At 31.2% G+C, this 25,182-nt stretch carries 24 protein-coding genes, 4 pseudogenes and 1 riboswitch; of the genes and pseudogenes, 21 read left to right on the top strand and 7 right to left on the bottom strand.

Annotated elements, in window-relative coordinates; translation table 11 throughout:
- Positions 1-23 precede the first annotated feature (23 nt).
- The 3 genes from G6Z82_RS06335 to G6Z82_RS06325 all read left to right on the top strand — a co-directional run bounded on the left by G6Z82_RS06335 (position 24) and on the right by G6Z82_RS06325 (position 3,485).
- On the top strand, positions 24-671 hold the full coding sequence (locus tag G6Z82_RS06335; protein WP_006734709.1) for a YfbR-like 5'-deoxynucleotidase: 648 nt from the start codon (positions 24-26) through the stop codon (positions 669-671).
- Positions 672-1,592 (top strand): HNH endonuclease, encoded by a 921-nt coding sequence (locus tag G6Z82_RS06330; protein WP_042745930.1) that lies wholly within the window; start codon positions 672-674, stop codon positions 1,590-1,592.
- Positions 1,593-1,781: 189 nt separating this feature from the next.
- A complete protein-coding gene (locus G6Z82_RS06325; protein ID WP_102720553.1) occupies positions 1,782-3,485 on the top strand; it encodes an ABC transporter ATP-binding protein in 1,704 nt (567 codons plus the stop codon).
- Between the two features lie 60 nt (positions 3,486-3,545).
- Here the strand turns inward: G6Z82_RS06325 and G6Z82_RS06320 are convergent, their stop codons facing one another.
- The 3 genes from G6Z82_RS06320 to cls form a co-directional block, all read right to left on the bottom strand.
- Positions 3,546-4,301, bottom strand: coding sequence for an amino acid ABC transporter ATP-binding protein (locus G6Z82_RS06320; protein WP_006730831.1), 756 nt, complete (start codon positions 4,299-4,301; stop codon positions 3,546-3,548).
- Positions 4,294-5,901, bottom strand: a complete 1,608-nt coding sequence (locus G6Z82_RS06315; protein ID WP_164785979.1) for an ABC transporter substrate-binding protein/permease — start codon at positions 5,899-5,901, stop codon at positions 4,294-4,296. The genes G6Z82_RS06320 and G6Z82_RS06315 overlap by 8 nt, the downstream gene beginning before the upstream one ends.
- Positions 5,902-6,023: 122 nt before the next feature.
- A riboswitch (Lysine riboswitch) is annotated at positions 6,024-6,198 on the bottom strand.
- Positions 6,199-6,284: 86 nt separating this feature from the next.
- Positions 6,285-7,730, bottom strand: a complete 1,446-nt coding sequence (gene cls / locus G6Z82_RS06310) for a cardiolipin synthase (protein ID WP_164785977.1) — start codon at positions 7,728-7,730, stop codon at positions 6,285-6,287.
- Between the two features lie 80 nt (positions 7,731-7,810).
- Between cls and G6Z82_RS06305 the strand changes: the two genes are divergently transcribed.
- Positions 7,811-8,461, top strand: coding sequence for a ribonuclease H family protein (locus G6Z82_RS06305; protein ID WP_006736145.1), 651 nt, complete (start codon positions 7,811-7,813; stop codon positions 8,459-8,461).
- Between the two features lie 82 nt (positions 8,462-8,543).
- On the opposite strand, the pseudogene G6Z82_RS06745 reads toward G6Z82_RS06305, so the two are convergent.
- Positions 8,544-8,854, bottom strand: a pseudogene (locus G6Z82_RS06745) (transposase); the annotation flags it as partial.
- A 792-nt stretch (positions 8,855-9,646) separates the two neighbouring features.
- Here G6Z82_RS06745 and G6Z82_RS06650 point away from each other — a divergent pair.
- On the top strand, positions 9,647-10,057 hold the full coding sequence (locus tag G6Z82_RS06650) for a hypothetical protein (protein ID WP_006731976.1): 411 nt from the start codon (positions 9,647-9,649) through the stop codon (positions 10,055-10,057).
- 89 nt (positions 10,058-10,146) lie between these two features.
- On the opposite strand, the pseudogene G6Z82_RS06645 reads toward G6Z82_RS06650, so the two are convergent.
- Positions 10,147-10,296 (bottom strand): annotated as a pseudogene (locus G6Z82_RS06645) (single stranded DNA-binding domain-containing protein); the annotation flags it as partial.
- 319 nt (positions 10,297-10,615) lie between these two features.
- Entirely contained in the window at positions 10,616-11,581 is a 966-nt protein-coding gene (locus G6Z82_RS06290; protein WP_164785976.1) for a DUF1002 domain-containing protein, read from the bottom strand.
- Positions 11,582-11,715: 134 nt separating this feature from the next.
- On the opposite strand from G6Z82_RS06290, the gene G6Z82_RS06285 reads away from it, so the two are divergent.
- The 9 genes and pseudogenes from G6Z82_RS06285 (at position 11,716) to G6Z82_RS06545 (ending at position 18,049) form a co-directional block, all read left to right on the top strand.
- Entirely contained in the window at positions 11,716-12,522 is an 807-nt protein-coding gene (locus G6Z82_RS06285) for a glycosyltransferase family 2 protein (RefSeq protein ID WP_006729340.1), read from the top strand.
- Between the two features lie 29 nt (positions 12,523-12,551).
- Positions 12,552-13,208, top strand: a complete 657-nt coding sequence (locus tag G6Z82_RS06280) for an alpha/beta fold hydrolase (protein ID WP_006729341.1) — start codon at positions 12,552-12,554, stop codon at positions 13,206-13,208.
- Between the two features lie 88 nt (positions 13,209-13,296).
- On the top strand, positions 13,297-14,286 hold the full coding sequence (locus G6Z82_RS06275; RefSeq protein ID WP_006729342.1) for a ribose-phosphate diphosphokinase: 990 nt from the start codon (positions 13,297-13,299) through the stop codon (positions 14,284-14,286).
- A 156-nt stretch (positions 14,287-14,442) separates the two neighbouring features.
- Positions 14,443-15,108 (top strand): TetR/AcrR family transcriptional regulator, encoded by a 666-nt coding sequence (locus G6Z82_RS06270; protein WP_006729343.1) that lies wholly within the window; start codon positions 14,443-14,445, stop codon positions 15,106-15,108.
- A 7-nt stretch (positions 15,109-15,115) separates the two neighbouring features.
- On the top strand, positions 15,116-15,943 hold the full coding sequence (locus tag G6Z82_RS06265; protein WP_006734776.1) for a hypothetical protein: 828 nt from the start codon (positions 15,116-15,118) through the stop codon (positions 15,941-15,943).
- 126 nt (positions 15,944-16,069) lie between these two features.
- The gene (locus tag G6Z82_RS06260) at positions 16,070-16,468 is read left to right on the top strand and encodes an HIT family protein (RefSeq protein WP_164785974.1); all 399 of its coding nucleotides are present in this window, start codon (positions 16,070-16,072) and stop codon (positions 16,466-16,468) included.
- A gap of 364 nt (positions 16,469-16,832) precedes the next feature.
- Positions 16,833-17,141, top strand: a pseudogene (locus tag G6Z82_RS06725) (helicase); the annotation flags it as partial.
- A 78-nt stretch (positions 17,142-17,219) separates the two neighbouring features.
- Positions 17,220-17,549, top strand: a complete 330-nt coding sequence (locus G6Z82_RS06550) for a hypothetical protein (protein ID WP_206528192.1) — start codon at positions 17,220-17,222, stop codon at positions 17,547-17,549.
- A 68-nt stretch (positions 17,550-17,617) separates the two neighbouring features.
- Positions 17,618-18,049, top strand: coding sequence for a hypothetical protein (locus tag G6Z82_RS06545; RefSeq protein WP_206528191.1), 432 nt, complete (start codon positions 17,618-17,620; stop codon positions 18,047-18,049).
- A gap of 14 nt (positions 18,050-18,063) precedes the next feature.
- Here G6Z82_RS06545 and G6Z82_RS06245 read toward each other — a convergent pair.
- Positions 18,064-19,173 (bottom strand): annotated as a pseudogene (locus tag G6Z82_RS06245) (relaxase/mobilization nuclease domain-containing protein); the annotation flags it as partial.
- Positions 19,174-19,360: 187 nt separating this feature from the next.
- Between G6Z82_RS06245 and G6Z82_RS06240 the strand changes: the two are divergent.
- From G6Z82_RS06240 to G6Z82_RS06210, 7 genes are all read left to right on the top strand, one after another.
- Positions 19,361-19,924, top strand: a complete 564-nt coding sequence (locus tag G6Z82_RS06240; protein WP_164785970.1) for a helix-turn-helix domain-containing protein — start codon at positions 19,361-19,363, stop codon at positions 19,922-19,924.
- Positions 19,855-20,742: an IS3 family transposase gene (locus tag G6Z82_RS06235; protein ID WP_164785969.1), complete on the top strand. Its 888-nt coding sequence runs from the start codon at positions 19,855-19,857 to the stop codon at positions 20,740-20,742. The genes G6Z82_RS06240 and G6Z82_RS06235 overlap by 70 nt, the downstream gene beginning before the upstream one ends.
- A 339-nt stretch (positions 20,743-21,081) precedes the next feature.
- The gene (locus G6Z82_RS06230) at positions 21,082-21,207 is read left to right on the top strand and encodes a type A2 lanthipeptide (RefSeq protein WP_006731991.1); all 126 of its coding nucleotides are present in this window, start codon (positions 21,082-21,084) and stop codon (positions 21,205-21,207) included.
- On the top strand, positions 21,173-22,528 hold the full coding sequence (locus G6Z82_RS06225; RefSeq protein WP_338142648.1) for an ATP-binding cassette domain-containing protein: 1,356 nt from the start codon (positions 21,173-21,175) through the stop codon (positions 22,526-22,528). The genes G6Z82_RS06230 and G6Z82_RS06225 overlap by 35 nt, the downstream gene beginning before the upstream one ends.
- The gene (locus G6Z82_RS06220) at positions 22,521-23,426 is read left to right on the top strand and encodes an ABC transporter ATP-binding protein (RefSeq protein WP_006731966.1); all 906 of its coding nucleotides are present in this window, start codon (positions 22,521-22,523) and stop codon (positions 23,424-23,426) included. Before G6Z82_RS06225 ends, G6Z82_RS06220 begins: the two co-directional genes overlap by 8 nt.
- 6 nt (positions 23,427-23,432) lie before the next feature.
- Positions 23,433-24,173 carry an ABC transporter permease gene (locus G6Z82_RS06215; protein ID WP_006731087.1) on the top strand — a complete coding sequence of 247 codons (741 nt, stop codon included), beginning with the start codon at positions 23,433-23,435 and terminating at the stop codon, positions 24,171-24,173.
- Positions 24,166-24,912 (top strand): ABC transporter permease, encoded by a 747-nt coding sequence (locus tag G6Z82_RS06210; RefSeq protein ID WP_006732653.1) that lies wholly within the window; start codon positions 24,166-24,168, stop codon positions 24,910-24,912. The genes G6Z82_RS06215 and G6Z82_RS06210 overlap by 8 nt, the downstream gene beginning before the upstream one ends.
- Positions 24,913-25,182 lie beyond the last annotated feature (270 nt).

Genomic DNA, 25,182 nt, shown 5'->3' with positions numbered 1-25,182 from the left:
TTTAGATTAGAAGGGGTACAATTATGGGATTACATGCATATATTCAAGGGTTTAGTAGTTTAGAGTCAATAGATCGTGCACCAGGTTATTTTAAATATCAACATCATTCAGTAGCGGCACATTGTTTTCGAACTGCAGAGTTAGCACAAATTATGGGTGACATTGAAGAAGTAATAGGTGGTCAAAAAATAAATTGGAAAGCTCTCTATGAAAAAAGTTTGAATCATGATTATACAGAACGTTTTATTGGTGATATTAAAACACCTGTGAAGTATGCTACGCCTGAATTGCGAAAAATGATTGGCGAAGTTGAAGAAACAATGACAGCTAAATTCATTAAAGATGAAATACCAGCAGAGTTTCAAGACATATACAAAAAAAGGTTGAGTGAAGCTAAAGACGATACTTTGGAGGGTCAAATTTTATCGATATGTGATAAATTAGATTTACTATATGAAGCATATGGTGAAATAGAGCTGGGGAATCCAAGTCTTGTATATATGCAGATGTTCAAAGAAAGTTTAGCTACAATTAAGACATACGATAATTTAGCTTGTGTGAAATATTTTATTCAAAAAATTTTACCAGATCTATTTAAGGGAGATTTTGCAGGAAAAGATAAGATGGAAAGAATAGCTTTTAGTATTTTGTTAATGGGAGATGAGCAATAATTGAAATTAGAATGTACTGCATGTGGGTTAAGATTGAATCACTTGCACTTTAAAAGAGACGATGCACTTAATATAAAACTATTCAGTGTTTGTGATATATGTCAAATGCGAGGTGTTGATCCACTTAAATATGAAAATAAAGTAGTACAAAAGTTATCCGAAATTTGTATGTTCAATTTTTATGGCAAAGTAACAAAAGCGATAGTAGCCACAAAATATACAACTTTCGTTCTTCCTAAATATAAACGTGCGTATGAAGCATTTATTCAAGACTATGATTGCAATGATGTAGCTATTGATCAAATAAATAGAAATACATTTTATCAATTTGTGATTAAAAGTGAGATGGGAGAATTGCCTAGTCCTGAACTGACGAATACTTTTGAAGAAAATCTATTGCAGTTGGGGATTCAGGCGGATTTTTCTTTTAATAAAATTGATTATATTGATAGAGAATATATCAGAAATAAATATAAGTATCGATGTCAATATTGTGGTCGGCGTGGCACTAGTGTTGATCATAAAGATCCAGTTTGCTTTTCCCATGATAATGGCTTGGATAATTTGATTTTATCTTGTAGTGAATGCAATAAGATTAAAGGAAATATGTCTTATCAATCATTTTGTAAAATGAATGCCCAAATTAAAAATATCAATAAAAAATTAGTAAAATACGAAACATATTTAAATTGTTTGCATGAACTATTTGATGAAAATAAGAGGTATATTGATGGACAAGTACACTTACGTGGAGTTATCAGAGATACAGAAATAGATGCTATGCGTAAACAAAATAAATCTTTGCATGATGCTATTGATAGTTTGCAAAGCGATTATGATAAATTACGTTTAATACGTAAAAACTATTTTGAAGTTAATGATAGCATTACTAACGCTGAAAAGACTGATAAATTGTTTTAACGACATATATGACATATATAAAAAATACTCTCTGAAAAAAAGTGCAGAGGGTATTTTTTGTATCAGTATTGAAATAGATTATAGAATATTGTATAGAAATTAAAAAAAAAGAAAACTATATTTACAAAAAGATAAATATTAAGATATTATTATTATTATTAGTTTTATCCAGAAAGTGAGATATTAGTTATGCAAAATACTAAGGATTATGTCAAATTGTTTTTCAAACAAAATAAGTTTGTAGCTTTTGTATCAGCATTAGTTTTCATCATATTATCAACTACTTACAGTATTGTGTCTTGGATTATGCAGGTTATTTTTGATTATATGGCTGGCAATAGTACATATTCCTTTGAAAGTATATTGTTGATGCTAGGTAGTTACTTACTTGTTGCAGCGTTACTCTTTATGATACAACGTAGTGTATATCCTAGATTTCTTGAAAAAGCAATGAATCAGTATAAAGAAGCTGTCATTAAGAAGCTTTTTAAGAAAAGTTATAGTGATTTTTTAATAACTAATTCGGGTACATATCTCTCTGTGTTAACCAATGATTGTGAACGAATTTTAGAAACATATTTGAAAAATATTTTTGAATTTATTCAGAATATTGTTATGGTAGTCAGCAGTTTAACATTGATGTTGTACTACAATTCATTGCTGACAATTATTGCAATAGTCATTGCCATGATCCCGATGGTTTGTTCTCTTCTCACAGCACGTAGTATTGCAACACGTGAGGAGCAAGTTTCCAAGACTAACGAATCTTATGTGTCGTTGACGAAGGACATTTTAAATGGCATTTCTGTTATTAAGAGTTTTAAGGTTGAGAATGAAGCTATTAGTCGCTATCAAAACAAATCGATGCAACTTGAGCATACTAAAAAAATGCGTGAGCAAACATTTACTGTTGTTTCAGCTTGTGGCACTATTGCTTATATGGTGACGCAGTTTGGTGTTATGGTCATCGGAGCTTGGATGATACATGAACATATTGGTACTATGACTGCAGGTATGATTTTAGCATTTATTAATTTAATGAATGGAATTTTGCAACCAATTAATGCACTTCCACGGATATATGGTGGGATGTCAGGTGCTAAGAAGCTAATTACTAAGATGTCTGATTATATGAGCAATGCTAAAGAAGATACGGGTGAAACTATCGTGCAACCGCTGGCTAATATTGCTTTGCAGGATGTTTCTTATGCTTATGACACTGATCATACGATTCTTAAGCATATTAATTTGCAGTTGCAAGCTGGTAAGTCTTATGCAGTTGTTGGTCCATCAGGAGCCGGTAAGAGTAGTTTGATTAACTTATTAATGGGTTACTATCAAAATTATGATGGTAGTGTGCACTTTAATAACTATGAACTTAAGCAAATAAGTAAATATTCGCTTTATGAAAAAATAACGCTTATGCAACAATCTGTCTTTATATTTGATGCTTCGATTTGGGATAATATAACTTTATTTAAGCAATTTCCAGCTGCTGAAGTCGATCGAGTTATTCATTTAGCAGGTTTGGATCACCTCATTAGTCAAAAAGGCAGAGATTATCAGTGTGGTGAAAATGGTAGTCATCTTTCTGGTGGTGAAAAACAACGTATAGCTATTGCACGTAGTTTACTAAAGAAATCGGAAATTTTACTTGTTGATGAAGCTACTTCCGCTTTAGATAATGAGACAAGTGCAAATGTAACTCAATCTATTTTAGATTTACAAGGAATACTCCGATTAGTTGTGACGCACCGCTTGGATGCTAGTTCATTGAAACAATATGATGAAATTCTTGTCATGAAGGACGGAGCGTTGATTGAACGTGGTAATTTTGATACTTTAATGGATAGTAAGGAATATTTCTACTCTTTATATACCATTTCGAAATAAAATATAAAACTATATAGAAAAAAATGGATGATTTTATGAATTCATCCATTTTTTTATATCCTATAAATTTTCATTTTTGAAATTGCGTAAAAATTTCTTGGTTTTTTCTTCTTGAGGGTGGTTAAAAATTTCGTTAGGCTGTCCTTGTTCTGTGATTATCCCATCACTCATGAAAATAACGTGATCTGAAATATTACGAGCAAAAGCCATTTCATGTGTAACAATGATCATTGTTAATCCTGTTTTGGCAAGATCATTCATGGTATTTAAAACCTCTCCAACCATTTCGGGATCTAATGCAGAAGTAGGCTCATCAAATAATAATATTTCGGGATTCATTGAAATTGCTCTAGCAATCGCTACTCGTTGTTGTTGACCACCCGATAACTGTTTAGGCTTTGCTTCAATATAAGGCTCCATACCTACTTTTTTAAGGTTTTCAATAGCAATTCTTTTTGCTTCTTCTTTACTTCTGCCTAAAACAAGTTCTTGCCCTACCATACAATTTTGTAAAACATTTTTATTGTTAAACAAATTGAATTGCTGGAAGACCATGCCTACTTTTGAGCGATATAGGTTACGATCAAAGGATGGATCTAAAATATTTTCATCATGAAAATTGATAATACCTTTATATGGTTCTTCTAAAAGATTTAAACAACGCAACATCGTTGATTTACCACCACCTGAAGGACCAATGATAGTTAAAATTTCGCCTTGAGTGACGTCAAAAGAGATATCTTTTAAAACAAAATTATTGCCAAATTTCTTTTGTAAATGTTGAATTTGTAAAATCTTCTTATTAGAATTAGTCATTTTCATTTTCTCCTTCCTTTGGTTCGTCAACTTGTAATTGGTTGGCCATTAAATTATAGTTTTTTGGACCTTCTAATTTGTTTTCAATTAGTCGGAAAATGCGGGTAATTGAAAAAGTTAATATTAAGTAGACTATCGAAATAATGAAGTAAGTTTGGAAAAATTGGAATGTTTGACTGGCGACTGTAGTACCTACAAAGAACAATTCGGATACAGAAATGATGCTTAAGACTGAAGTGTCCTTGATGTTAACAATAAATTCATTTGTAATGGAAGGTAAGCAATTTCTAACTGCTTGCGGCAGAATTATATGCCACATTTTTTGTGAATGAGACATACCTAGAGCACTAGCTGCTTCAAATTGACCTTTAGGAGTAGAAATAATACCACCACGAATAACTTCTGCTAAATAGGCACCTGTATTAATAGAAATAATGAATAATGCAGCTAAGGTACGGTCGAGATTGATGTGCCATAATTGTGCAATACCATAATAAATGACGGCAGCTTGAACCATCATAGGTGTCCCACGAAAGATTTCTACATAGACAGCTAATAACCAATTAATTAGTTTTAATAACCAATATTTGACCTTAGATATAGGTGTTGGAATAGTTCTAATAATTCCAACTAATAAGCCGATAAAGAAACCGATAATAGTACCAATTAAGGATAAAAAGACAGTCATAATGACACCATTGAGGATCATTTTACCGTAGCGATGCATGATAGAAACAACCCAGTTGGTCTTTTTAGTTGTTGAAACTTGAGGTTGTTGCTTAATCGCAAAACTCATTAATTTTTCACGTTTATTATCAGAAATTGTTTTTAATATTTGATTAACTTGATTTAATAATTTGGTATTGCCTTTTTTTACACCGATACTAGTAATAGAATCATTATAATTAACATGAAAATGAGGCATTTTGCTTAGATTAATAGATACAATGTTAGGGTTAACGCGGTGGTAACTTTGGTATTCGATATCTTCGGCTACGTAACCATCAATTGTACCAGAAGCAAGACTTTGTCGCATAACAGAAAAATCTCGCATAGCTGTTAGTCTTTTAGCTCCTACTAATTGTTTAATTAAATCATAATGTAATGTTCCTTGTTGAGCAGTTAATTTGGCCCCTTTAAATTCGGTTAATTTTGTAGCTGTGGCAAAATTACTTGCATTGTTAACGATAAGGACAAAAGTACTTTTGCGGTAAGGAATCGAAAAATCAATAGCTTTTCTTCGTTCAGAAGTTGGTGACATGCCAGCTATAATTAGATCAATTTTGCCAGATGTTAAGGATGGCAATAATCCATCCCAGACAGTTTTTTCAACAATAACACGTCGATGCAATTTTTTACCAATAATTTTGGCTATTTGTACATCGTAACCATTAGCAAATTGCTTAGAACCATCAATAGGTACAGCTCCATGTGCATCTGTATTTTGTGTCCAGTTATATGGTGGATAATTGGCTTCCATACCAATTTTTAATGGTTCTTTTGTTTTAGCATTAACAATTGATGTATGACTAAAACTAACGGTTATGATACTGCATAAAAAAAGAATCATAATCATAAATGTATTTATTTTTGACTTCATTTTGAAATACCTCCAAAAAATTATTTCAAATAAAGCCAATACAATAAAAGCGTAATAAAACCCTGTTGTATTTCATTATCAAAACACAACAGGGTTTACAAAAAATCATTAGTAATTAAACCAAATCATATAGCGCTCCCTGGAATTGTCCAGGACAGTCTGTAAAATATGCTTTTACAGCCCAACAAAATATATAGACGAAATAATATTCTGTTTCGGCGATATTCCTGAAATAAATAATCAACATCTTCGTCGACTCCTAAATATTTCGTGAGTATCGCAACCTCTATTGCATTGGGAATTTATTCAACTAAAACACATGATAAACCGTTTATTAAAAAAGTCAAGTATTTTTTCCATATAAAAAATAATTTTTTAAAAAATTATAAGAACGGTGAAAACATTCTGGCAAAAGCTTGTTTGAATTTAAGCCATTTAGACCATCTTTCAGTAATTGTGGGAGTCAACTGATAGCATTCGCACATATCATGCTTAAAGATATCTTTTAATTGTTTAGTGATAGTATTGTCATAAATGATGATTTCATCTTCGAAATTTAAAAGGTATGAACGATAATCTTGATTCATAGAACCAACGGTTGAAAAATCATTATCAATTGTGACGGTTTTGGCATGCAAAAATCCTTTTTCATAAATATAAATTTTTATGCCCATATTCATTAAATAATTGGCATACCATTCAGTTGCTCGATAAATTCCAATGTGGTCAGGCATGCATGGAATCATGATACGTACATCAACGCCAGAGTTAGCTGCTGTTACCCATGTTGCTATCATGGGATCATCGGGAATCAAGTAAGGAGTTTGAATCCAAATGCTTTCTTTAGCCATCATCATTAATTTAATCATTCCATTACGTAAATAGGGGACTTCTTTATCTGGACCATCGTTGACTACTTGGACTGTAGAATGATTGGTGTTATATGGATCATTATTACATTTTGGAAATAATAGGTCAGAAAATTTGATTGTATGTTTATAATCATTAGAAGCATTCCAATCCATCACAAAGCGTTCTTGTAACAAGAGTGCTGCTGGTCCAACTAGTCGAATATTAGTATCACGCCAATAACCGAATTTTTTATTATGTCCGATATATTGATCGCCTATATTATAACCACCAGTCCAAGCAATTTTGCCGTCAATGACAACAATTTTGCGATGCATATGATAATTTATCCTGTATTTCTTAATATTATTTTGAGAAGTAATGAATGGTATCACTTCTCCGCCTACCTTAATTAGAGGCTTAAACCAGCTTAATTTTGTACCTAGTGATCCCCATGGGTCGAAAATTATTCTAACTTTAATACCATTTTTTGCTTTATCTATGAGTAAATTCAAAAATTTATTTCCCAATTGGTCATTCATAAAAGAGTAATATTCAACATTAATAGTATGATGTGCATTTTGCATATCGTTGAATATTTTTTGAAAATTGGATTGGTTATCCGTATAAATTTCTATTGCGTTATTTTTTGATAAAGGGGCTTCTTTTTGATTATTAAAATATTTGATTAATTGGATGGCTTTATGCGAGGTATCGTTAGAAAAAATTTTTTCTAAACTATAAGCTTGCATTTTATTTACTTTATCTAAGCTGATATGTTTTTGTTTATTAATAGCAAAAAGATTTTCTTTAGAAATTCCACGACCGATAAAGCCATAAATAATAAAACCAGCAACAGGGAAAATAAGTAAAATGATGAGCCAAGCCCAAGACGTTGCTACGGAGCGTTGATGTCTAAAAACAATATAGAAAGATATAATCATATTCACTATTAGTATAAGTGTAATTATATTAGCCATTGATACCACCCTTTTGCTAGTTTGTTTAAAATTATTTTAGCATTAATGATAAAATTAGTAATATAGAGGTGAGAAATATTATGAAATTTTATGCCGTGAGAAAAGGTAGAAAAGTTGGAATTTTTAACACTTGGCAGGAGACTAAAGAAAATGTAGTTAATTTTTCTGGTGCTGAATATAAATCATTCAATAGTATGGAAGCCGCTCAGGCTTATCTGAATGCAGATAAACCTGTCGTAGATGATTATTCAGATTGTGACATCATTGTTTATACTGATGGTGGTTGTCGTAATAATGGCGTTCATAAGGGTGGCCATGTTAAAAAAGATGATAAAGCTGCGTGGGCTTATACAATTAGATGCAAAGATGAAGCTTGCAGTATAGATGGTGTTGGTGGCGAGAGAGGGGCTACTAACAATCAAATGGAATTAACAGGACTAATTGAGGCCATTGAAATGTTAATCAAGAAAAATTGGCAAAATAAAAAGATACGTTTTTGTTTGGATTCTAAGTATGTAATTGAAAACATTGATAGATTGTCTACATGGAAAGCTGCTGGTTGGCGTAATACTAGTGGTTTAGTAGCTAATAAAGATAAGTGGCAAAAATTAGAACCGTTGTTGCAAGAATGTACTAATAAATCATTTTTCTGGGTTAAGGGTCATGCTGATAGTGAAGGTAATAATTACGTTGACCGAAAATTAAATGAATATATGGACGATGAAATGTAAAAAAAGATATTAGTCACAATGATGTGACCCCAAAAAGTTAGACTTTTTTAACGTAGCAGTTTATATGACTGCTACGTTATTTTTATGCAGCCAAGAGTTTAAGCCTGTATTGAACTGGACTTATCCATCCTAGTTTTTCTTTAATTCTTTGTTCATTATAATACTTTATGTATCGTTCTATTTCTAATTTTTACTCATCATAGCTATAGTAAGTAACACTATAATAGATTTCTTGTTTAAGTAATCCAAAGAAGTTCTCCATAACAGCGTTATCATGACAGTTTCCCTTACGAGAACGATTTGGAAGATTCTTTCTTCTTTCAAACGATAAGTGTATGCTTTCATTTGGTAAGCCCATCCTTGATTTCTTAATTCTCCAACCACTCGGCGATAACCATAATAGTCTCTCTGATTTCAAGAATCTTGTCCTCAATTTCTTTGTCTGGATTTTCTCTATCTAATCTTTTCTGCCAATACATATATGTTGATTTAGGCATGCCTGTATAAGAGAGAAGGTCTTTTAGTTTAATTTCTCCTCGGAGACTTTTGATGACGAGTGCCGTTATCTCATTTTTGCCTGTCCTCTAAACGCAGCCTCCTCAATTCTTTTAAAAAGGCATTCTCAATTTTTAACTTAAGCAGTTAATCTTCTAATTCTTTAACATACTCTGCACTTGTATCAATTATTATTTCTTCTTTCGACCTTTCTTGTTCGATTTTAAAGCATCAGGACCGACAGTACGAAAGAGATTAACTCAACTACAAATCATCTTGGATTGCTTATACCTTCTTGAATCGCTAAGTCTTGATATGAAATCTCACTTGATAGATATAACTTTACAACAGAAATTTTCTTTTCGAAAGATATTGTGCTCCACCTTTACCATCTAAATAGTCTAAAACAATTTTTTTCTTAAATTCAAAACTATATTTTGCCATAAAAAACCGACCTTCCAATCGTTAGATTTTGGTCTAACTTTTTGGGGGGTCGGTACATATTATAACTTTTTAATTCCATTTTAAATACCTCCTTAAATAGTTCTATATTTATCCGGTTATATGATGAGAATTATAACTCATTTCAAAGCAAAAAGAAGAAAAAATAAAAAATAAAGAAAGAAAATTAAAATAAAAATACAAAAATATAGTATAATTTATCTGAAATTAAAGAGGATGGTGATAAACATGGAGGAAAATAGTAAAGCTGTAACAACCAATAAAGTAAGAGAAAAAAGAAGAAAAAACAACAGTAATTTGTTTTATATCCAATCATTTTTAATACTTGTAGGTATTGTTGTCCAATCAATTTTACACGGATTTGAGTCAGGATATACTTTACCTTTAGTAGCAATTTTTTTACTTACTATTTCTATATCCGCATTTCAAGAGATGGGGATAACAGTTGACTTTAATGGTAATAAACATAAAGATTTAGTAGTTTTAAGTGTAACGTTTGCAGTACTTGCTGCCATCTTTCTGGTTTTATATTTAACAGTAATAAAAACTGATATGACACCTCTTGTATATTTTGGCTCTGTATATGGAAGTCTAATTGTTGTATTCGTGATAAGCATAATAATAGTTTTGAAAAAATAAATAGATGGAGACGATATATTAGGATCGTGCAGAAAGTTAATGCTTGATACTACCACTGTGTGATGATACTTAACTTGTTTAGTTGCTTCATCCATTGAAGTAGACACTTGCAATCTACCTTTACAAAGAAATTGTTGTACTTTAGCACAGTGCTGATAAATGGCATTAGCCAATTTATCAAAGGCTAAACAGCGGATATAATCAGCTTCTTTTCTGTCATCTTGTCGAGGTACTGCCATTGTAAACCATGTATAAGGACAGCTATTAGCTGATTTTTAATTTAACTATTCTCTTAAAGATTCAATTGTTTTATAATAAAAAGCTAAAATTGAATACAAATGAAAAAAGCCCAACTTTGAATTAGCGTTCAAAGTTGAGCTGTACGCTAGACTACAAACCCAGACTTTGTAGCTGCACGCTTTTCTAACAATTTTAAAGCTAATTAATTAGGTATTAAAATAGTAACGTGAACTGAAGAAGAAATCAAAATGTGAGATACAAAGGTTTGTAGTTGTATCTCACTTTTTTATGGGCTTTTGATGTGACTAATATCTTTTTTTATTTTATTTTGTCTAACATAATCGTAAATTTAAACAAACTCTTGAAAAAGTTAACAATAGCATCAATAATTTGTTGGATAAAATTACGGTTTTGTTGAGTATTTAATTTGTTAAAAATATCTTTAGCTTTACTTTGAATTTGAGCCGCGAATTTACTTGCTTGTTGCTGGAAATTTTTACTATTAAGTGCACCAGATTTTTTGATTTCTATTAGCAAGTGAATAATTTGCTCTTTTTGTTGGCTAGTTAGAATATTATTTAAATGATTGATATTTAATTGATTATTTAAAATAATACGGATATCATTATCACTTAAATTATTGCCTTTTTTTGCCATTTCTGCTTTAGCTCCTGCGATAGCATTATTTAATTGAGCATCAGAATAGCCTTTTTTATCTTTGTTTTGTTGGGTAATGTTACTTAATGTGTTTATTTCTTGCTGTGCTGCATTGATTTGTTCTTGATTCAAATGAATGCCATTTTTAGCATATGCAGCATACACACCTGCCAAGGCACCAGATCCATCAATAGGAATAGCTGAGGTCACGTAAATATTAGCATCACTAATGCCCGCAGTAATAGCTGCATTTTTATATTGATTTGTCGTAATTGTGGTGATGTTATTGTGGCCATTATATGGTAGGATATGCACGTTAATACCATTTCCATTACCTTGTCTTTGAATTAAAGCACTTGACCAAACACCTGAGTTGTTATTAAAATTGGCACCTGTTGGATTAAGATATTTTACAAGATCTTTACCACTAATTGTGACTATTTTACAATTTTCGCCATTATTTGCTCTATTTAAAGTATTGATAGTTCCCTTTTTTTGATTAGGTGTTAATGATACACCTAGTGTCATTATAGAATTATCATCGGCAGATACCCGTTTAGTGTTAACTGCTAATATCAGTAATAGACTACTAATAAAGGCGATGATAGATAAATTAATTTTTTTCATTTTATTTACTCCTTTTAAAAATGGAAGCACTTTATAACCAAATATTATACATATTTTTGCTTTTAAATAAATATATATTATGTAATTTGTTTGCTGGATGATATAATCATTTAAAGAAAAGGAGATAATTGTTTATGTTAGACTTACCACAACTGACAGTTATTATGCCTGTATATAATGTTGAAAAGTATATAGGTAGGGCTCTGGAGGCATTGCTTAACCAAAAAAATCGTAATTTTAAATTACTTATTGTTAATGATGGCTCTAAAGATAAAACTAGACAGATAGCTGAAAGTTATAGTGATAAATTTTTATACTTTAAACTGATTAATAAGGCCAATGAAGGTGTTGCTGCAGCTCGAAATGTAGCCTTAGCTCATGTTGATACACCTTATTTTACTTTCCATGATGGTGATGATTGGGTAGATCCAGATTATACAGATTTCTTTATCAATTCATTCAAACGCTATCCTCATGTTTCGCTTATATCTTGTGGTTATTGGATAGATAAAGAGAAGCAAAAAAAGAGTAGAAGTATTGACCCGAAAAGAGAGAGCGGTCATTTAACTAAGAAAGAAGCATATTTTAAAATAGCCAATGTATCTACATCACCTGTTAAGGGATATACATGGAATAAGTGTTATCGCTTGGATGTTGTGCGTAAACACAATATTAAATTTATGGGTGATATAGCCTTTATGGAAGATGAGGTCTTCAATATAGAATATGTTTCTTTGAGTGACGGCGTTTATTTCACATCTAAGCCCTATTATCATTATTGGCAAAGACCCGATAGCTTGATCCATGTAACATCAGGATTGAAATACATACCAGACAACGTTAGAGCAACATATCGAGTATGGCACAAAATTTTAAAGAGTTTACGTCATGAAAAAAAGAAAATTAGAAGAAAAATGCCTAACAAGATTACGAATAATTAATAATTTAGATTTAGCTATTAGGGAGAAAAATGAAAGTTAAAATTAATGACATTGAGTTGTATTATCAAAAGTTTGGAACAGGGCATCCTATCATTTTATTGCATGATTATTTTCAAGATGGATCTATTTTTGATAAATTAATAGCTCCGCTATCATTGTCATATACTGTATATGTGCCGGATTTACGTGGATATGGAATGAGCCAAGGGGAAAGCACACATTATTATCAAACTGATGCAGAAGATATGGCTTCTTTTATTAGAAAAGTTAATATCAAAAAGCCATATGTACTAGGATTTGGTTCAGGTGGTAATATAGCTTTAGCATTGGCGAGTCAATATCCTAATATGTTAAAAAAATTAATTGTTGCAGGTACATATTTAAATGACGATGGTATTGATTCTGTGCATGTTGTGATTAGTAATTTGCGACATTTTGTACATCGAAAACAAATAGATCATCCGCGTAATGTAGATTTTAACTTCGATCTTAATAATTTAAAACGTATAACTATCCCCACATTAGCTGTAGTAGGTGAAAAAGATTGGGTTAAAGTAGATCATGTGAGGGCTTATAGTGATTTGATTGATAATGGTAGATTGATTGTGATGCCAAGACAAACACATGATAGCTATTTGATACATAGTTTAAAGTGTATAGATTTAATTAAAGACTTTTGCAAATAAGTGTTATTATTCATTTTTAAAACAAGCATTTTTTAGTTATAATAATTGTGTATATAGAGATCATCATATTTTGAAGAGGGATAAGTAAATGAACAAAGAAGAATTACATGAATTATTACATCCAATGAAGTTAATTGGGTTGGGTGGCAACCAGACATTGGCTAAGCGTATTGCAAAAGCTTTGAATAAAGAGTTACTTGAGACAGCTGTTAAGCATTTTAGTGATGGCGAAATTCAAGTTAATATTACAGAAACTGTTAGAGGCTGTGATGTTTATGTTATTCAATCTATTCAAGATCCAGTCAATGAAAATTTCATGGAACTAATGATTGTTTTGGATGCTTTAAATAGAGCTTCAGCACACAGTGTGACAGTAGTTGTTCCTTATATGGCTTATTCTCGTCAAGATACTAAAAATAGATCTCGTGAGCCTATTACTGCTAAATTATTGGCTAATTTGCTACAATTAACTAGAATTGATGATGTAGTTGCTTTGGATTTACATGCATCTCAAATTCAAGGATTTTACAATATACCTGTAGATCATCTTCATGCTTTACCAATTCTTGCTCAGTATTTTTTAGATAATGGTATTGTAGATAGAGATTCTGATTCCGTAGTGGTAGTTTCTCCAGATCATTCAGGTGCTAAATTGGCAAGGAACTTTGGTTCATATTTCAATGCACCAATAGCTATTGTTGATCAACGAGGTGCTCGTTATGATACTGAAGTGCATGATATGATAGGTGATGTTAAGGATAAAACTGTAATTATTGTAGATGATTTGATTGATACTGGTTCTAGAATATCGTCATCTACCAAATCAGTATTGGCAGCTGGTGCGAAAAAAGTGTACGTGGCTGCAACTCATGCCTTGTTATCTCAAAATGCTATTGATGTTTTAAATCAATTAAATTTGGAACAAATAGTTGTAACTGATACTATAGAGCATAAAAAATATCCTGATAGGATAGTACGGTTATCTGTAGATAGATTGCTTGCCAAAGGTATAGATTATATCTACAATGATAAATCTATTCATCAAATTTTTGATGAACAAAATAGAATACACCATTAATAAACAAATGGGGGGCGTTGAGTAGTGTTGTTGCTCATGCTCCCTTATTTTTTTACTAAAAATTTATTATATTTTACTCCAAAAGTGTACAAAAGAATATATACTTAATACAGATAGTATATTTATATACGGAAAAAGGTAAGGTAATAAGTTATTATGGCTAGACAAAAAAACATGAAAAGACGTCGAGCAATATTATGTAGTACATTTGCATTGCTTCGTGAAAAAGGTATCAAAAATGTTTCCTTAAAGATGATTGCGGAAAGATCGAATATTTCGAAATCATTGTTGCAATCTTATTATCCACATAAAAATAAATTAATTACAGAAATTATTATAGGATTTAAAACAACAATATTGCGTAACTTGCCACAAGCGAGTTTTTATAGTATTAATGAATTTGCCAAGGTTAAAGCCTTTATTTATCTGATTTTACAGATAGGAATGACAGATAAAGGAATATCACAAATTTTAGAGAGTATCTTGAAAGATCGCAATAATAAAACTGTATGGGACAATATTTTGGATGATTGGCTAGTTGCTAATAAAATTAAAGATAAATTAGGTACTAATGAACAGGTACAAGTGGGTTTGTCATTTGTAGTTTCTGGGGGAACTAATTTATACTTTAAACGTAAAGAACTTAATTTGAGTGCAGAAGATATTTCCAATATCATGGTTAAATCATTTATGACTACCTTTTTAAATTCTTCCGACCAAGAGATTAATGAAGCAATTACTGAGGGACATGATATGATTGTGCGTTTTGATATGAATAAAGTTTTCAAAATTATCAATTCGATGTTTTTAGAAGAGGAATAAGGAATACATGAATGAAGATTCTAGAGTGGAATTGATTAAGTTAAGTGTCACGCAGACAAAACATTATAAGCGAATGGTGGAATGTTTGACCTTTTTGTTAGTTACTTTGTTATTTAGTACCTTAACTTTTATGAATCCCTATTTTATGACTAAGCAATTAGCTAAAGAAAGTAATTATGTTATTGTCGATCGTCAGATTAATAAAAAATTTAATAATTTAGCAAATGTACTTGAAGTTGAAAAGAAAGAAACTAATAGTGCTCTATTAAATAGTAAGCAGACTCAACCGATGGCTCGAGAATTGGTTGATTATGTGATAGGATTGGGTTGGTTTAAAACTGACAATTCGGAAATAGCTCATAAAATTAAAAAGCAAATATATAAATTTGATAGTAATGTTTCATCGGGAGCTATTGAGGTTCAAAAAAAATTAAAAAAGTGTGGTAATCAAGCCAATGATTTTATAATTTATAGCTTTAATCTAAATGATTCAATGTTGCTAGCTAATTTGCATACTTTGTTTTTGATAATTAACGTGGTTGTGATCATCACGTGTGTTTTTGTAGCCCTCGCTTTACTAAAAGAGTATATGAGTATATTAAAAGGTCGTAGCTTAATACATTTAACATCGGTTGCTATATCAATCTCTAGTTTGATGATAATGTTGATTTTTATATTGTTAGCAGCTTTACCATTAATATTTAATGTTGAAAGCTGGAATATTCTGGGATTATTTTTAGAAATAGCTAGTGGAATCTTTTTGGAACTAGTGTTTGTAGCGGCTATTTTGTTTGTTATTAGTACAGTAATAAGTCAAGTTACTAGTAAGTTGTAATAGGTTATTAAAATTATATGATTAAAAAACATCACAAGCATTTTATCTAGTGAAAACATAAATGCTATTATGAATGATATAGAATATAGAATATTGATAAAATACTTGTTAGAATGAGGCGATATTTTGAAAGATTGCGTTTTTTGTAATATTATCTCTAAGAATCTTAAAAGTAATATTATTCATGAAAATAAAGGTGCCATTGTTATAATGTCGGATAATCCTGAAGTAGAGGGACATATGCTTGTTTTTGCAAAAAAGCATTTTCCTACATTGGAACTGGCAGATCAGAGCTCTTGGTACTATATTGGTGAAATATTAAATGAATTAGGAAAGAGACTAAAGTCCCAAGGATACGATGGATATAATTTATTGAGTGCTAACGGTGTAGCTGCAGGTCAATCTGTTAAACATTTTCACTTTCATGTTATTCCGCGAAAGAAGAATGATGGCATTAATGCATGGCCAAATTTTAAAACGAAACCTAATAATACCAGTGATTTTTTTGAAAAAGTAAAATTTTAGTATTATCGGCAAACAATATAGTCTTTAGGAATCATTTGTTAGTAATTTTATGTTGAAAAAGGCTAGATATTTTTTGAAGGATATTGAGCTTTTGGGCATCCAAAGAAGAGACTCACAAAATACTAAAACACTATTAGTACTAAGACCAAATTAGTCTGTATTATGATTGCTTTACTCATAAGCATGGTAAGCACTAGTCTTTCTAGAGTGTTTACTTCAAAAAATAACCAATCTTTAAGTAGATCTGTCATTTTTGGCTTTTAATATTTAAATCCTACGAATTTAATTTTTATTGGGATACCACGTTAATTAACTATTTTTTCAATCCAACCACTAGCAGCTGGAATAGTCTAATCAAAAGTAAGATTATTTACAAATGGAAGAAAAGAGAAATGATAATCCGCTTATAGAAGATGTAAAAAGGGCAATCATTGATTTCTGTAACAGGGAATATGAAGAAAATCATAGCTATGATGAATTTAATACCCTGTATCATGATTTAAAACATATCGGTATTGCCTATACCAATACACCGGATGAAAGATAGGGTATTCAGTATGAGCTTAATTTAAAGGAGAAAACTTGGACGCAGTATATTGATAATATTCCTATCAAAACAGAGAGCTTTGATTACGAGAGTAAAGGAGAAAATGAAGCTCTAAGGAAAATGGAGGCATTGAAAAATTTAGGATTACTGCATTGGGATATAAATTATTAGATATGATATTAGAAAAGGATTAGGGGGGGAGTGATGACTATGCCTGATACAATTATATATTGGTTATGGGGATTGGTAAAAGCAATACCTGAAGATATTATCAAGGGACTAATAGCATCATTTTTAATTTTACTTATAATAAAACTTGTTAACAAAGTTAAATTTTTAACTTCTAAAATTAAAAATATCATATTAAAATTGTTTAATACGAAGATAGAAATATCTACTAAAACCACTTTTATTGAATCTCCAGATTATCATTACACTACAATAAGACGAGCTGAAAATGTTAGAAGTGAAAATTCTAATGACAATGATGTTTTTTTGCTAATCATTGCAGGAGTTTTTGTAGCTTCTATGTAGTTAGTTTTTTCAAAGAATATGTAGATTATATTTCTTTGTTTTTAAAGTGGTTTGGACTTATCCCACTGATGATATGTATATTATTTTTATTTGTTATATCTATTAGTCCAGAAGTTCAAAAAGTTACAGTTAAATTCATCGCAGTTTCAATAGTTGTTTCTGCATTGACCTTATATTATGGACTTAATCTTAAAGAAATGGCGACAACAATGAGTGCAACAATAACAGATGGAAGAAATTTTTTTGCATCGATATATAAAATTTGGGGCGTATTTATAGGAGTAAGTCAACAGTTAATATCTTATATATTATTGCTTAGAGTAATAAGTGTTTATATTGATAGAAAAAAGAAAAAACCGATACAATCGGTTCGTCGTTTCGTTGCTAAAACAAAACAATTTGAATCGATTATGTTTCTTAGCATTATAGTAATATTTTTGTCAATTTTATCATACGCATTTACATTAAAAGCTGTTCATAAATTTCTATTAAAGCAATAGTAAGATTTAAAAGCCTATCTTTCCATCTCCTTGCCCATGTAAATTCCATAGTTCTTTCGTATTTGATAAAGCTCGTCCATAGTAGATTTTGTAGAAGAATACTCTTGCATTAGGGTATTCTTTTTTTCTTGCAGTTTATCAAGTCTATCTAAAATATTCTTTGAATTTGGAAGTTTAGAATAGGAGCTTTTAAGCTCTGAAAGAGAATTTTCATATAGAGTAATGTGAGCCTTGTACTCTTCAAAAAATGCCTTGTCAGACGGATTAGCCTTATATTCCTTGTAGTACGCCCTGTATTTTTTAACGGTATGAACTTGATCCATAGTTGCAGAAAGCTTCTGTATTTCTATATCAATAACCTTTATTTTATCCTGTAAATTTTGTCTTTCTTCAGCACTTTTCCTAATGTATTCATCAAGCTGATTAACGGAGTTAATGCCATGTTTTCTGATGAAAATAACCGATTCAGCCATTGTATTTAAGTTATGTTTGGTTGCCCAATATTCATAACCTTTGCTCTCTTTCACTTTGGCATTGGTATTCATATTGATGACATTTCCGATTCGTTTTTTGACAGGTGAGGCTTTGATATTTTGATTTTCTGTAATACGCTCTCTTAATCTTTCTTCTGTATAATCCTCACCAATCGTCTTAGCCCTTGTAAATCTCTGCTTATCTTTTGGCTTAAAGGCTATATGTTTCCCATGCTTTATTTCATAACCAAGTTCCGCCATCTTCTTTAGAAATTCTTCCCAATCTTTAGACTGTTTTAGCAAACGATCAATGTCAAATTGAAGTCTGCTTTTCCAAGAAGTACCTTTCTTAAATTGCTCATTTTCATACCATGACTTACCATTTGTTTTGTACTTTCTCTTATAGCTCTCGTAGAACTCATCAATCACAAATAGGTTATTTTCTTTGCATAGCTTATCGCTTTGATACCTGATTTGGTGGTAACTTCTTTTGTTGGACTGATAGCACTTGCCCGTTACCATATTTACATTATTGAAGATGATATGGTTGTGGATATGCTCTTTATCTATGTGGGTAGATAAGACATATTCGTACTCGTCCTTTAATATCTTTTTGCACAGTTCAAGACCGATTTGATGTGCTATTTCAGGACATTATTCTCTTAGGTAAATGCAAAGAACTATTATATTTTGTTTGGCGACTTTAGTATACCAGACGAACATGTCTTTTCTGTTGCACTTCATTGTACAACTGAGGTGTATAAAAATACCCCTAGTTATTTTTTGTATAACTGATATGTACCCCTTTTACTGGACAAACCGGTGAAAGGGGTTTTGTATGAAATACGATTATGTTTTTAAACTTAATGCTGTAGAACTATATCGCTCTGGTCAGTGGATTGAGACACTGGAAGGTATAAGTCAAAAGGATTTTAGAAAAAGAATTGTACAATGGTCAAGAATTGCAGATATATATGGTCTTGATTCTCTTCGGCATTCAACTACATGTAAAGAACGTTCGGCTGAATGTAGATATCAGTTAGTAGCTCGTGTACTTGCCGGTGAATCACAAAAATCTGTTGCTATTAGTGCAGGAATTGATAGTGGATTATTGTCTAAATGGGTTCAGACATATAAAATTAAAGGGTATGAAGGATTAAATCTCAAAAAAGGTAGAAAAAGTAAGAAGGAAGCAAACGTGAGCAAGAAATCCAAACCCACTGATTTAACCCCATCAGAACGTGAAGAATTAATTCGTCTTAGAGCAGAAACTGAATACTTAAAAACGGAGAATGAAGCAATAAAAAAATTAATCGCCTTGAGACACGAAAAATGGGCTGCGCGACTCAAGGCGAAAAAGCATCAATCATCAAAGAACTCCGTGAAAAAGGATACCCATTAAAGTATCTTTTAATTGCCATGAGAATGGCCAGATCGACCTATTATTTGGAGATCAATAAGGCAGATGTTGTTGCTAACCGCAATCAGGAATTATTAGCGGAAATCACAGAAATTTTTGAACAGCACAAGCACAGATATGGCGTGCGTAGAGTTCACAGAGAGCTTATAAATCGAGGATACCGGATAAATCATAAACGAGTACAACGACTAATGCATGAAGCAGGATTGTTTGGCAAACGTCCTAAGAAGAAATATCATTCCTACAAGGGAGAAGTCGGTAAAGTTGCGGATAACATAATAGATAGAGATTTCAGTACTACCGCACCTCTCCAAAAGTGGACAACAGACGTATCTCAGTTTAATTTTTCATGGGGGAAATGCTATATCTCTCCAGTGCTGGATATGAATACGAATGAAATCATTTCATATGATTTATCAACAAGCCCGAATCTTGAGCAGGTATCAAGAATGCTGGATAGAGCTTTTGAAAAATTTCCATCTGTTGAAGGGCTTATATTTCATTCAGACCAAGGCTGGCAGTATCAACATGCCTATTTTAGAAATACATTAAAAGAACGTGGGATCATTCAGTCTATGTCAAGGAAAGGAAACTGCTATGACAACTGCATCATGGAAACATTCTTTGGAAGATTAAAGAACGAGATGTATTATGGATATGAGAAAGACTATTCTTCCTTTGAAGAATTCTCAAAAGCAGTTGAAGAATATATAGATTACTATAATAACAAAAGAATTCAGGCAAAAACAAAATGGATGCCTCCTGTACAATACAGGATAGCATCCATGTGTTCAGCCTAGTTCATAAATATGTGTCCAGTATTCTGGGTACATATCAAACTTTAGGGGTACAATTTAAAATTATGAGTATTTCTATCAATGATATTATAAAAATGGTAAGAGAAACAATGGTAAAAATAAAGTAAGAGTAACTAATCTTTTCAACATAGTAAAACCTCATTTTTATTATTATAACTAGTAATATTTGGTAAAAAGATAATTTGCAAATATGAAAAAAAGAAAAAAAGAAAAATCATATTTGCGAATTGACAAAAAATAGTTAGAAAAATGATACACTACGTTCGTAAATTATTTGATCAAATTTTTTATGCTGTTTATATCATTAGGAGGTGTCTTACCATGGAAAAATTAAATCATAATGCAGTAACTTCTTTGAATGAAGTATCAGATTCTGAATTAGATACTATTTTAGGCGGTAGTCGTTGGCAGTATTATCGAAAAAGTAAACTTAAAATCTCGTATTAGAGATAGTATTCAAACTCAGCTGATTCCTTCAATTATTAGTATTTTTTCTTTCTTGATACTTTCACTATATTTATATAGGGTTTCTCGCTTACTGACCTTTCTGTCAGTATTACTACTAATTGTTTATGCTCTCATTAACTTTTTAATATACAGAAAAATTCTGAATGCTAATTTGAAGTATGTTCAGCAAACTATTACTGTTTCTGATAAGATTCAAGAGGGATTATCACAAATTGATCAAATTAAGTCTCTTGGGTCCGAGGTAGTATGGGAAAAAGAGTGGATAAACTCTAGTATGCATGGTCAAGAATTATATAATGACATCTTATCACTTCAAAGTATAATTAATATGACTAATCAATTATTTTCAATTTCTAGTGCAGTCATATTAATTTATTTAGGAATTAACTTAGTATCACTCCACAGAATTAACATGGGGGATTTAGTCCTGTTTCAGACAATTTTTATTTCTTTAATGTCTTCAGTAACGCAGTTTCAAACCAGCCTTATAGAATTGTCTAATTTAAGTGTTTATTCAAAGAAAGTCCAAAGTTTATTCATCAAAGATGAACAAAGACAAGATAAAGTCATTCCTAATAATGATTACATCCTTAAGGCACAGGATGTCTCATTTAGTTTTTACGGAAATAGACAAGTCATTAAAGATTTTAATTTGACTATCCGACCTGGTGAAAAAATTGCCATTTTAGGAGAATCAGGATCAGGTAAGACTTCGTTATTAAATGTTCTTTTAGGGGTATATAAATACCAAGGGGATATTTATTATGGGATTAAAGATTTTAGGAAGAAATTGGGCGTCGTTACTCAGAATATGAATTTAACTAGTGGTCCACTTATTAAAAATTTAATTGGTAACTCCAGCATCACCCCTAAAATTATGGATGAAGTTAATTATGCTATAAGTGCTGTTAATATGATGGAAACTATTGATAAATTACCCAAAAAGATTTTTTCAAATCTTTTCCAGAATGGTAAGAATCTTTCAGGCGGACAAATACAAAGATTGTTAGTTGCTAGATCACTTCTTAATGATAGTAAATTTCTAGTTTGGGACGAGCCATTTAGTAATTTGGACAACCTTAATCGAGAAAAAATTTATAGTAACATCTTAAATTCAGCACGGTATAGCGATAAGACCTTGATTTTGTCTAGCCATCATATTGATTGTGTTAAATATATGGATAGGATTATTTTTATTAGTTCACGAGGTCAAGTAAGTGTTGGTAGTGATGAAGAATTGAGGAATAATATTGAATATCAGCAATTTATCGGAATTAACAAAGGAGAAAATAATGACTAAATCAATACTATCAATTAGAAATTTATCCAAATCATTTGGTGGACAAAAAGTTTTGGATAATCTTAATATGGAGATTAAGACAGGTGAAATTTACGGTTTCTTAGGGGTTAATGGAGCAGGTAAATCGACTACTATGAAAATTATTTTAGGGCTACTTCCTAAAGATAGGGGCGAAATTATTGCTCTGGGTCATTCTTTACCCAAAAATCGCAGTCAGGTCTTACCAGAGATTGGTGCTTTGATTGAGGAGCCCTCCTTTTACCCTAATCTAACTGGTTTTGAAAACTTGCAGCTGATTCAAGAATTAGCTAATTTACCAAAAGAAAATATTAAAGTTGCTATGGAAGCTACTGGTATTTATTATGCTAAGGATAAATTAGTACGTAACTATTCTTTAGGAATGAAACAACGGCTTGGTATTTCAATGGCTTTGATTAAGTTTCCTAAATTTTTGATTTTAGATGAACCGACAAATGGTTTGGATCCTGATGGCATTCATCAAATGCGACAATTAATTCGCTCCTTACCGCAAAAGTTTAATATGACGGTCTTAATTTCAAGCCATATTCTTTCAGAAATTGAAAATCTTGCTGATACTGTTGGGATAATTAAAGATGGGCACCTTATTTATGAAGGTAGTATTAATCGTTTACTTAACCAGGAGAAGAAATATCGATTAAAGGTTAACGATCTGGAAAAAGCGATTCATATTATTCAACATTTTGATAGTAATATTACTATTACAAAAGATAATGATACCCTTTTACTATCATTACCTGACCATGCGTTTGTTCCTGACTTAATTACCCAACTAGTCCATAACGAACTTCAAATTTTTGAAATCTATGGAGTTAAAAAGACTTTAGAATCAGTCTTCCTATACCTAACTAAGGAGTGATGAATTATGAAACAACTACGCACTGAAATTAAAAAGTATAATCGAAATCGCCTTTGGCTGCCAATTTTAGTTTTATTTTTATTTTCAATCTACTGGTGCTCTGTGAGTAATAATATTCAAATTAACAAAAATTCATCTAATATTTTCCAGACCCTAGTCTTTAACCTATATACTATTAATAATCTAATTATTCCCTTTAGTGTAGCCTTACTTTCTTATAGAATGGTAATGATTGATAGAAAAAACCGCATGTTTAGCGTTTTATTTACCAATGGTGGGAATGAGATTGGCTTATTTCTAAGTAAATATATCCTTGGGATCTTAATCCTTTTTATCGGATTTGCTTGCCAACTTATTTTCACAATTTTATCTAGCAAGTACTATCATACGAGCATTAATCATAATGAACTAATCCTATTTGTTGTTGCTATGCTGTTAGGAAGCGGAACAATGTTACTGATACAGCTGTTGCTTTCCTTTGTCATTGAGTCTCCAATTATACCGATTGTTATTGGACTTGCTGGAAGCTTCTTAAGTATGTTAACTTCAGGACTATTGTCAAAGCAGATTACTATTTTTATTCCTTGGGAATATCTTTCAACTTTAAACCCTTATACTATTAATGATAGCGGGATACACCCTTTCACTAATTATCAATTTTATTTCAGTTTAGTGCTCATTATTCATCTACTACTACTAATTATTTCAATCTGGTTAGTGTTTAAAGAAAGGATTATTCATGAATAGTCGGTTAATTAAATGGGAGCTCAAAAAGCAACAACATACTTATCTCCCAATTATCTTATGTTGCTTTATTATTGTTGCTGTTTTTCTTGGATCTTTTCTATATTTCATGAATCAGCAAGTGTTTGGTAAAGACCAGACACAGTGGCTAGCATTATGGGGTGAAATTGGCTTATTTTATGCTCAATTATTTTTTCCATTATTGATTGCCATTATTGTCAATGCTGTTTGGTATCAGGAGTTGGAACAAAATAGTTGGCATATGTCATCGCTACTTCCAATAAAGGGAGATAGGCTTCTCATTGCTAAAGTTATTACTGCTTCTTTTTATTCACTGCTGAGTCAAATTATATTGATTATCTTATATTACTTAATTGCTTGCTTAGCTCATTTTCCAATATCTCATGTAAATCCCTTTACTTTTATTTGGTGGGGACTACTAGGGTGGGGTGGCAGCCTTTCAATTATTGCTCTACAATTCTTCGTGTCTATTATGTTTAGTCGATTTACATCACTAATTTTCGCTTTAATATTAGGATTAGGTAACTTTGTGACTCTATTAATGGGTCCTACAATCTTTAATTTATACCCCTACTCTCAGATTGCTGTTGGAATGAGGGTGCGTGCATATGAAAACATGTCCTTTTCTGAATTTGGTTTTTTCCTAATTACTAATCTGGTGTGGATGGTAATTGGATTTTTCCTTTCTAAAATTACAATGAAAAGAAAATATCATTTTTAGTGGCTATACATAAAGATAGTGTAATATTTTAAAGCTTTTAGAGTTTTACTACTATTTATTATAGATATTGATTTGATTTTTGTTGAATATTTCAAAAATTAAATCAATAGAGACTAAAGTCCTTCATCAATTGTAGCAATTTATGAAGAATATTATTATTTGAGAGAACTAGCTTAGTTTTCTCTTTTTTTGATGCAAGAAACCTATAATCATAAAAAGTAGTGTAATATCATTTGAAAAGTAATGTGAGTCTAGAACAATCAATAGGAA

It is taken from the genome of Lactobacillus iners (assembly GCF_011058775.1).
Classification (GTDB): Bacteria; Bacillota; Bacilli; order Lactobacillales; family Lactobacillaceae; genus Lactobacillus; species Lactobacillus iners.
Note: the sequence above shows the minus strand (reverse complement) of the source record. Positions and strands in the feature narration are given on the sequence as shown.

Bases quoted from the DNA above. Each gene is read 5' to 3' on its own strand.
- G6Z82_RS06335 (WP_006734709.1), top strand. From the start codon at position 24: ATGGGATTACATGCATATATTCAAGGGTTTAGTAGTTTAGAGTCAATA.
- G6Z82_RS06325 (WP_102720553.1), top strand. From the start codon at position 1,782: ATGCAAAATACTAAGGATTATGTCAAATTGTTTTTCAAACAAAATAAG.
- G6Z82_RS06320 (WP_006730831.1), bottom strand. From the start codon at position 4,301: ATGACTAATTCTAATAAGAAGATTTTACAAATTCAACATTTACAAAAG.
- G6Z82_RS06315 (WP_164785979.1), bottom strand. From the start codon at position 5,901: ATGAAGTCAAAAATAAATACATTTATGATTATGATTCTTTTTTTATGC.
- cls (WP_164785977.1), bottom strand. From the start codon at position 7,730: ATGGCTAATATAATTACACTTATACTAATAGTGAATATGATTATATCT.
- G6Z82_RS06305 (WP_006736145.1), top strand. From the start codon at position 7,811: ATGAAATTTTATGCCGTGAGAAAAGGTAGAAAAGTTGGAATTTTTAAC.
- G6Z82_RS06650 (WP_006731976.1), top strand. From the start codon at position 9,647: ATGGAGGAAAATAGTAAAGCTGTAACAACCAATAAAGTAAGAGAAAAA.
- G6Z82_RS06290 (WP_164785976.1), bottom strand. From the start codon at position 11,581: ATGAAAAAAATTAATTTATCTATCATCGCCTTTATTAGTAGTCTATTA.
- G6Z82_RS06285 (WP_006729340.1), top strand. From the start codon at position 11,716: ATGTTAGACTTACCACAACTGACAGTTATTATGCCTGTATATAATGTT.
- G6Z82_RS06280 (WP_006729341.1), top strand. From the start codon at position 12,552: ATGAAAGTTAAAATTAATGACATTGAGTTGTATTATCAAAAGTTTGGA.
- G6Z82_RS06275 (WP_006729342.1), top strand. From the start codon at position 13,297: ATGAACAAAGAAGAATTACATGAATTATTACATCCAATGAAGTTAATT.
- G6Z82_RS06270 (WP_006729343.1), top strand. From the start codon at position 14,443: ATGGCTAGACAAAAAAACATGAAAAGACGTCGAGCAATATTATGTAGT.
- G6Z82_RS06265 (WP_006734776.1), top strand. From the start codon at position 15,116: ATGAATGAAGATTCTAGAGTGGAATTGATTAAGTTAAGTGTCACGCAG.
- G6Z82_RS06550 (WP_206528192.1), top strand. From the start codon at position 17,220: ATGACTATGCCTGATACAATTATATATTGGTTATGGGGATTGGTAAAA.
- G6Z82_RS06545 (WP_206528191.1), top strand. From the start codon at position 17,618: ATGATATGTATATTATTTTTATTTGTTATATCTATTAGTCCAGAAGTT.
- G6Z82_RS06240 (WP_164785970.1), top strand. From the start codon at position 19,361: ATGAAATACGATTATGTTTTTAAACTTAATGCTGTAGAACTATATCGC.
- G6Z82_RS06235 (WP_164785969.1), top strand. From the start codon at position 19,855: ATGGGCTGCGCGACTCAAGGCGAAAAAGCATCAATCATCAAAGAACTC.
- G6Z82_RS06230 (WP_006731991.1), top strand. From the start codon at position 21,082: ATGGAAAAATTAAATCATAATGCAGTAACTTCTTTGAATGAAGTATCA.
- G6Z82_RS06220 (WP_006731966.1), top strand. From the start codon at position 22,521: ATGACTAAATCAATACTATCAATTAGAAATTTATCCAAATCATTTGGT.
- G6Z82_RS06215 (WP_006731087.1), top strand. From the start codon at position 23,433: ATGAAACAACTACGCACTGAAATTAAAAAGTATAATCGAAATCGCCTT.
- G6Z82_RS06210 (WP_006732653.1), top strand. From the start codon at position 24,166: ATGAATAGTCGGTTAATTAAATGGGAGCTCAAAAAGCAACAACATACT.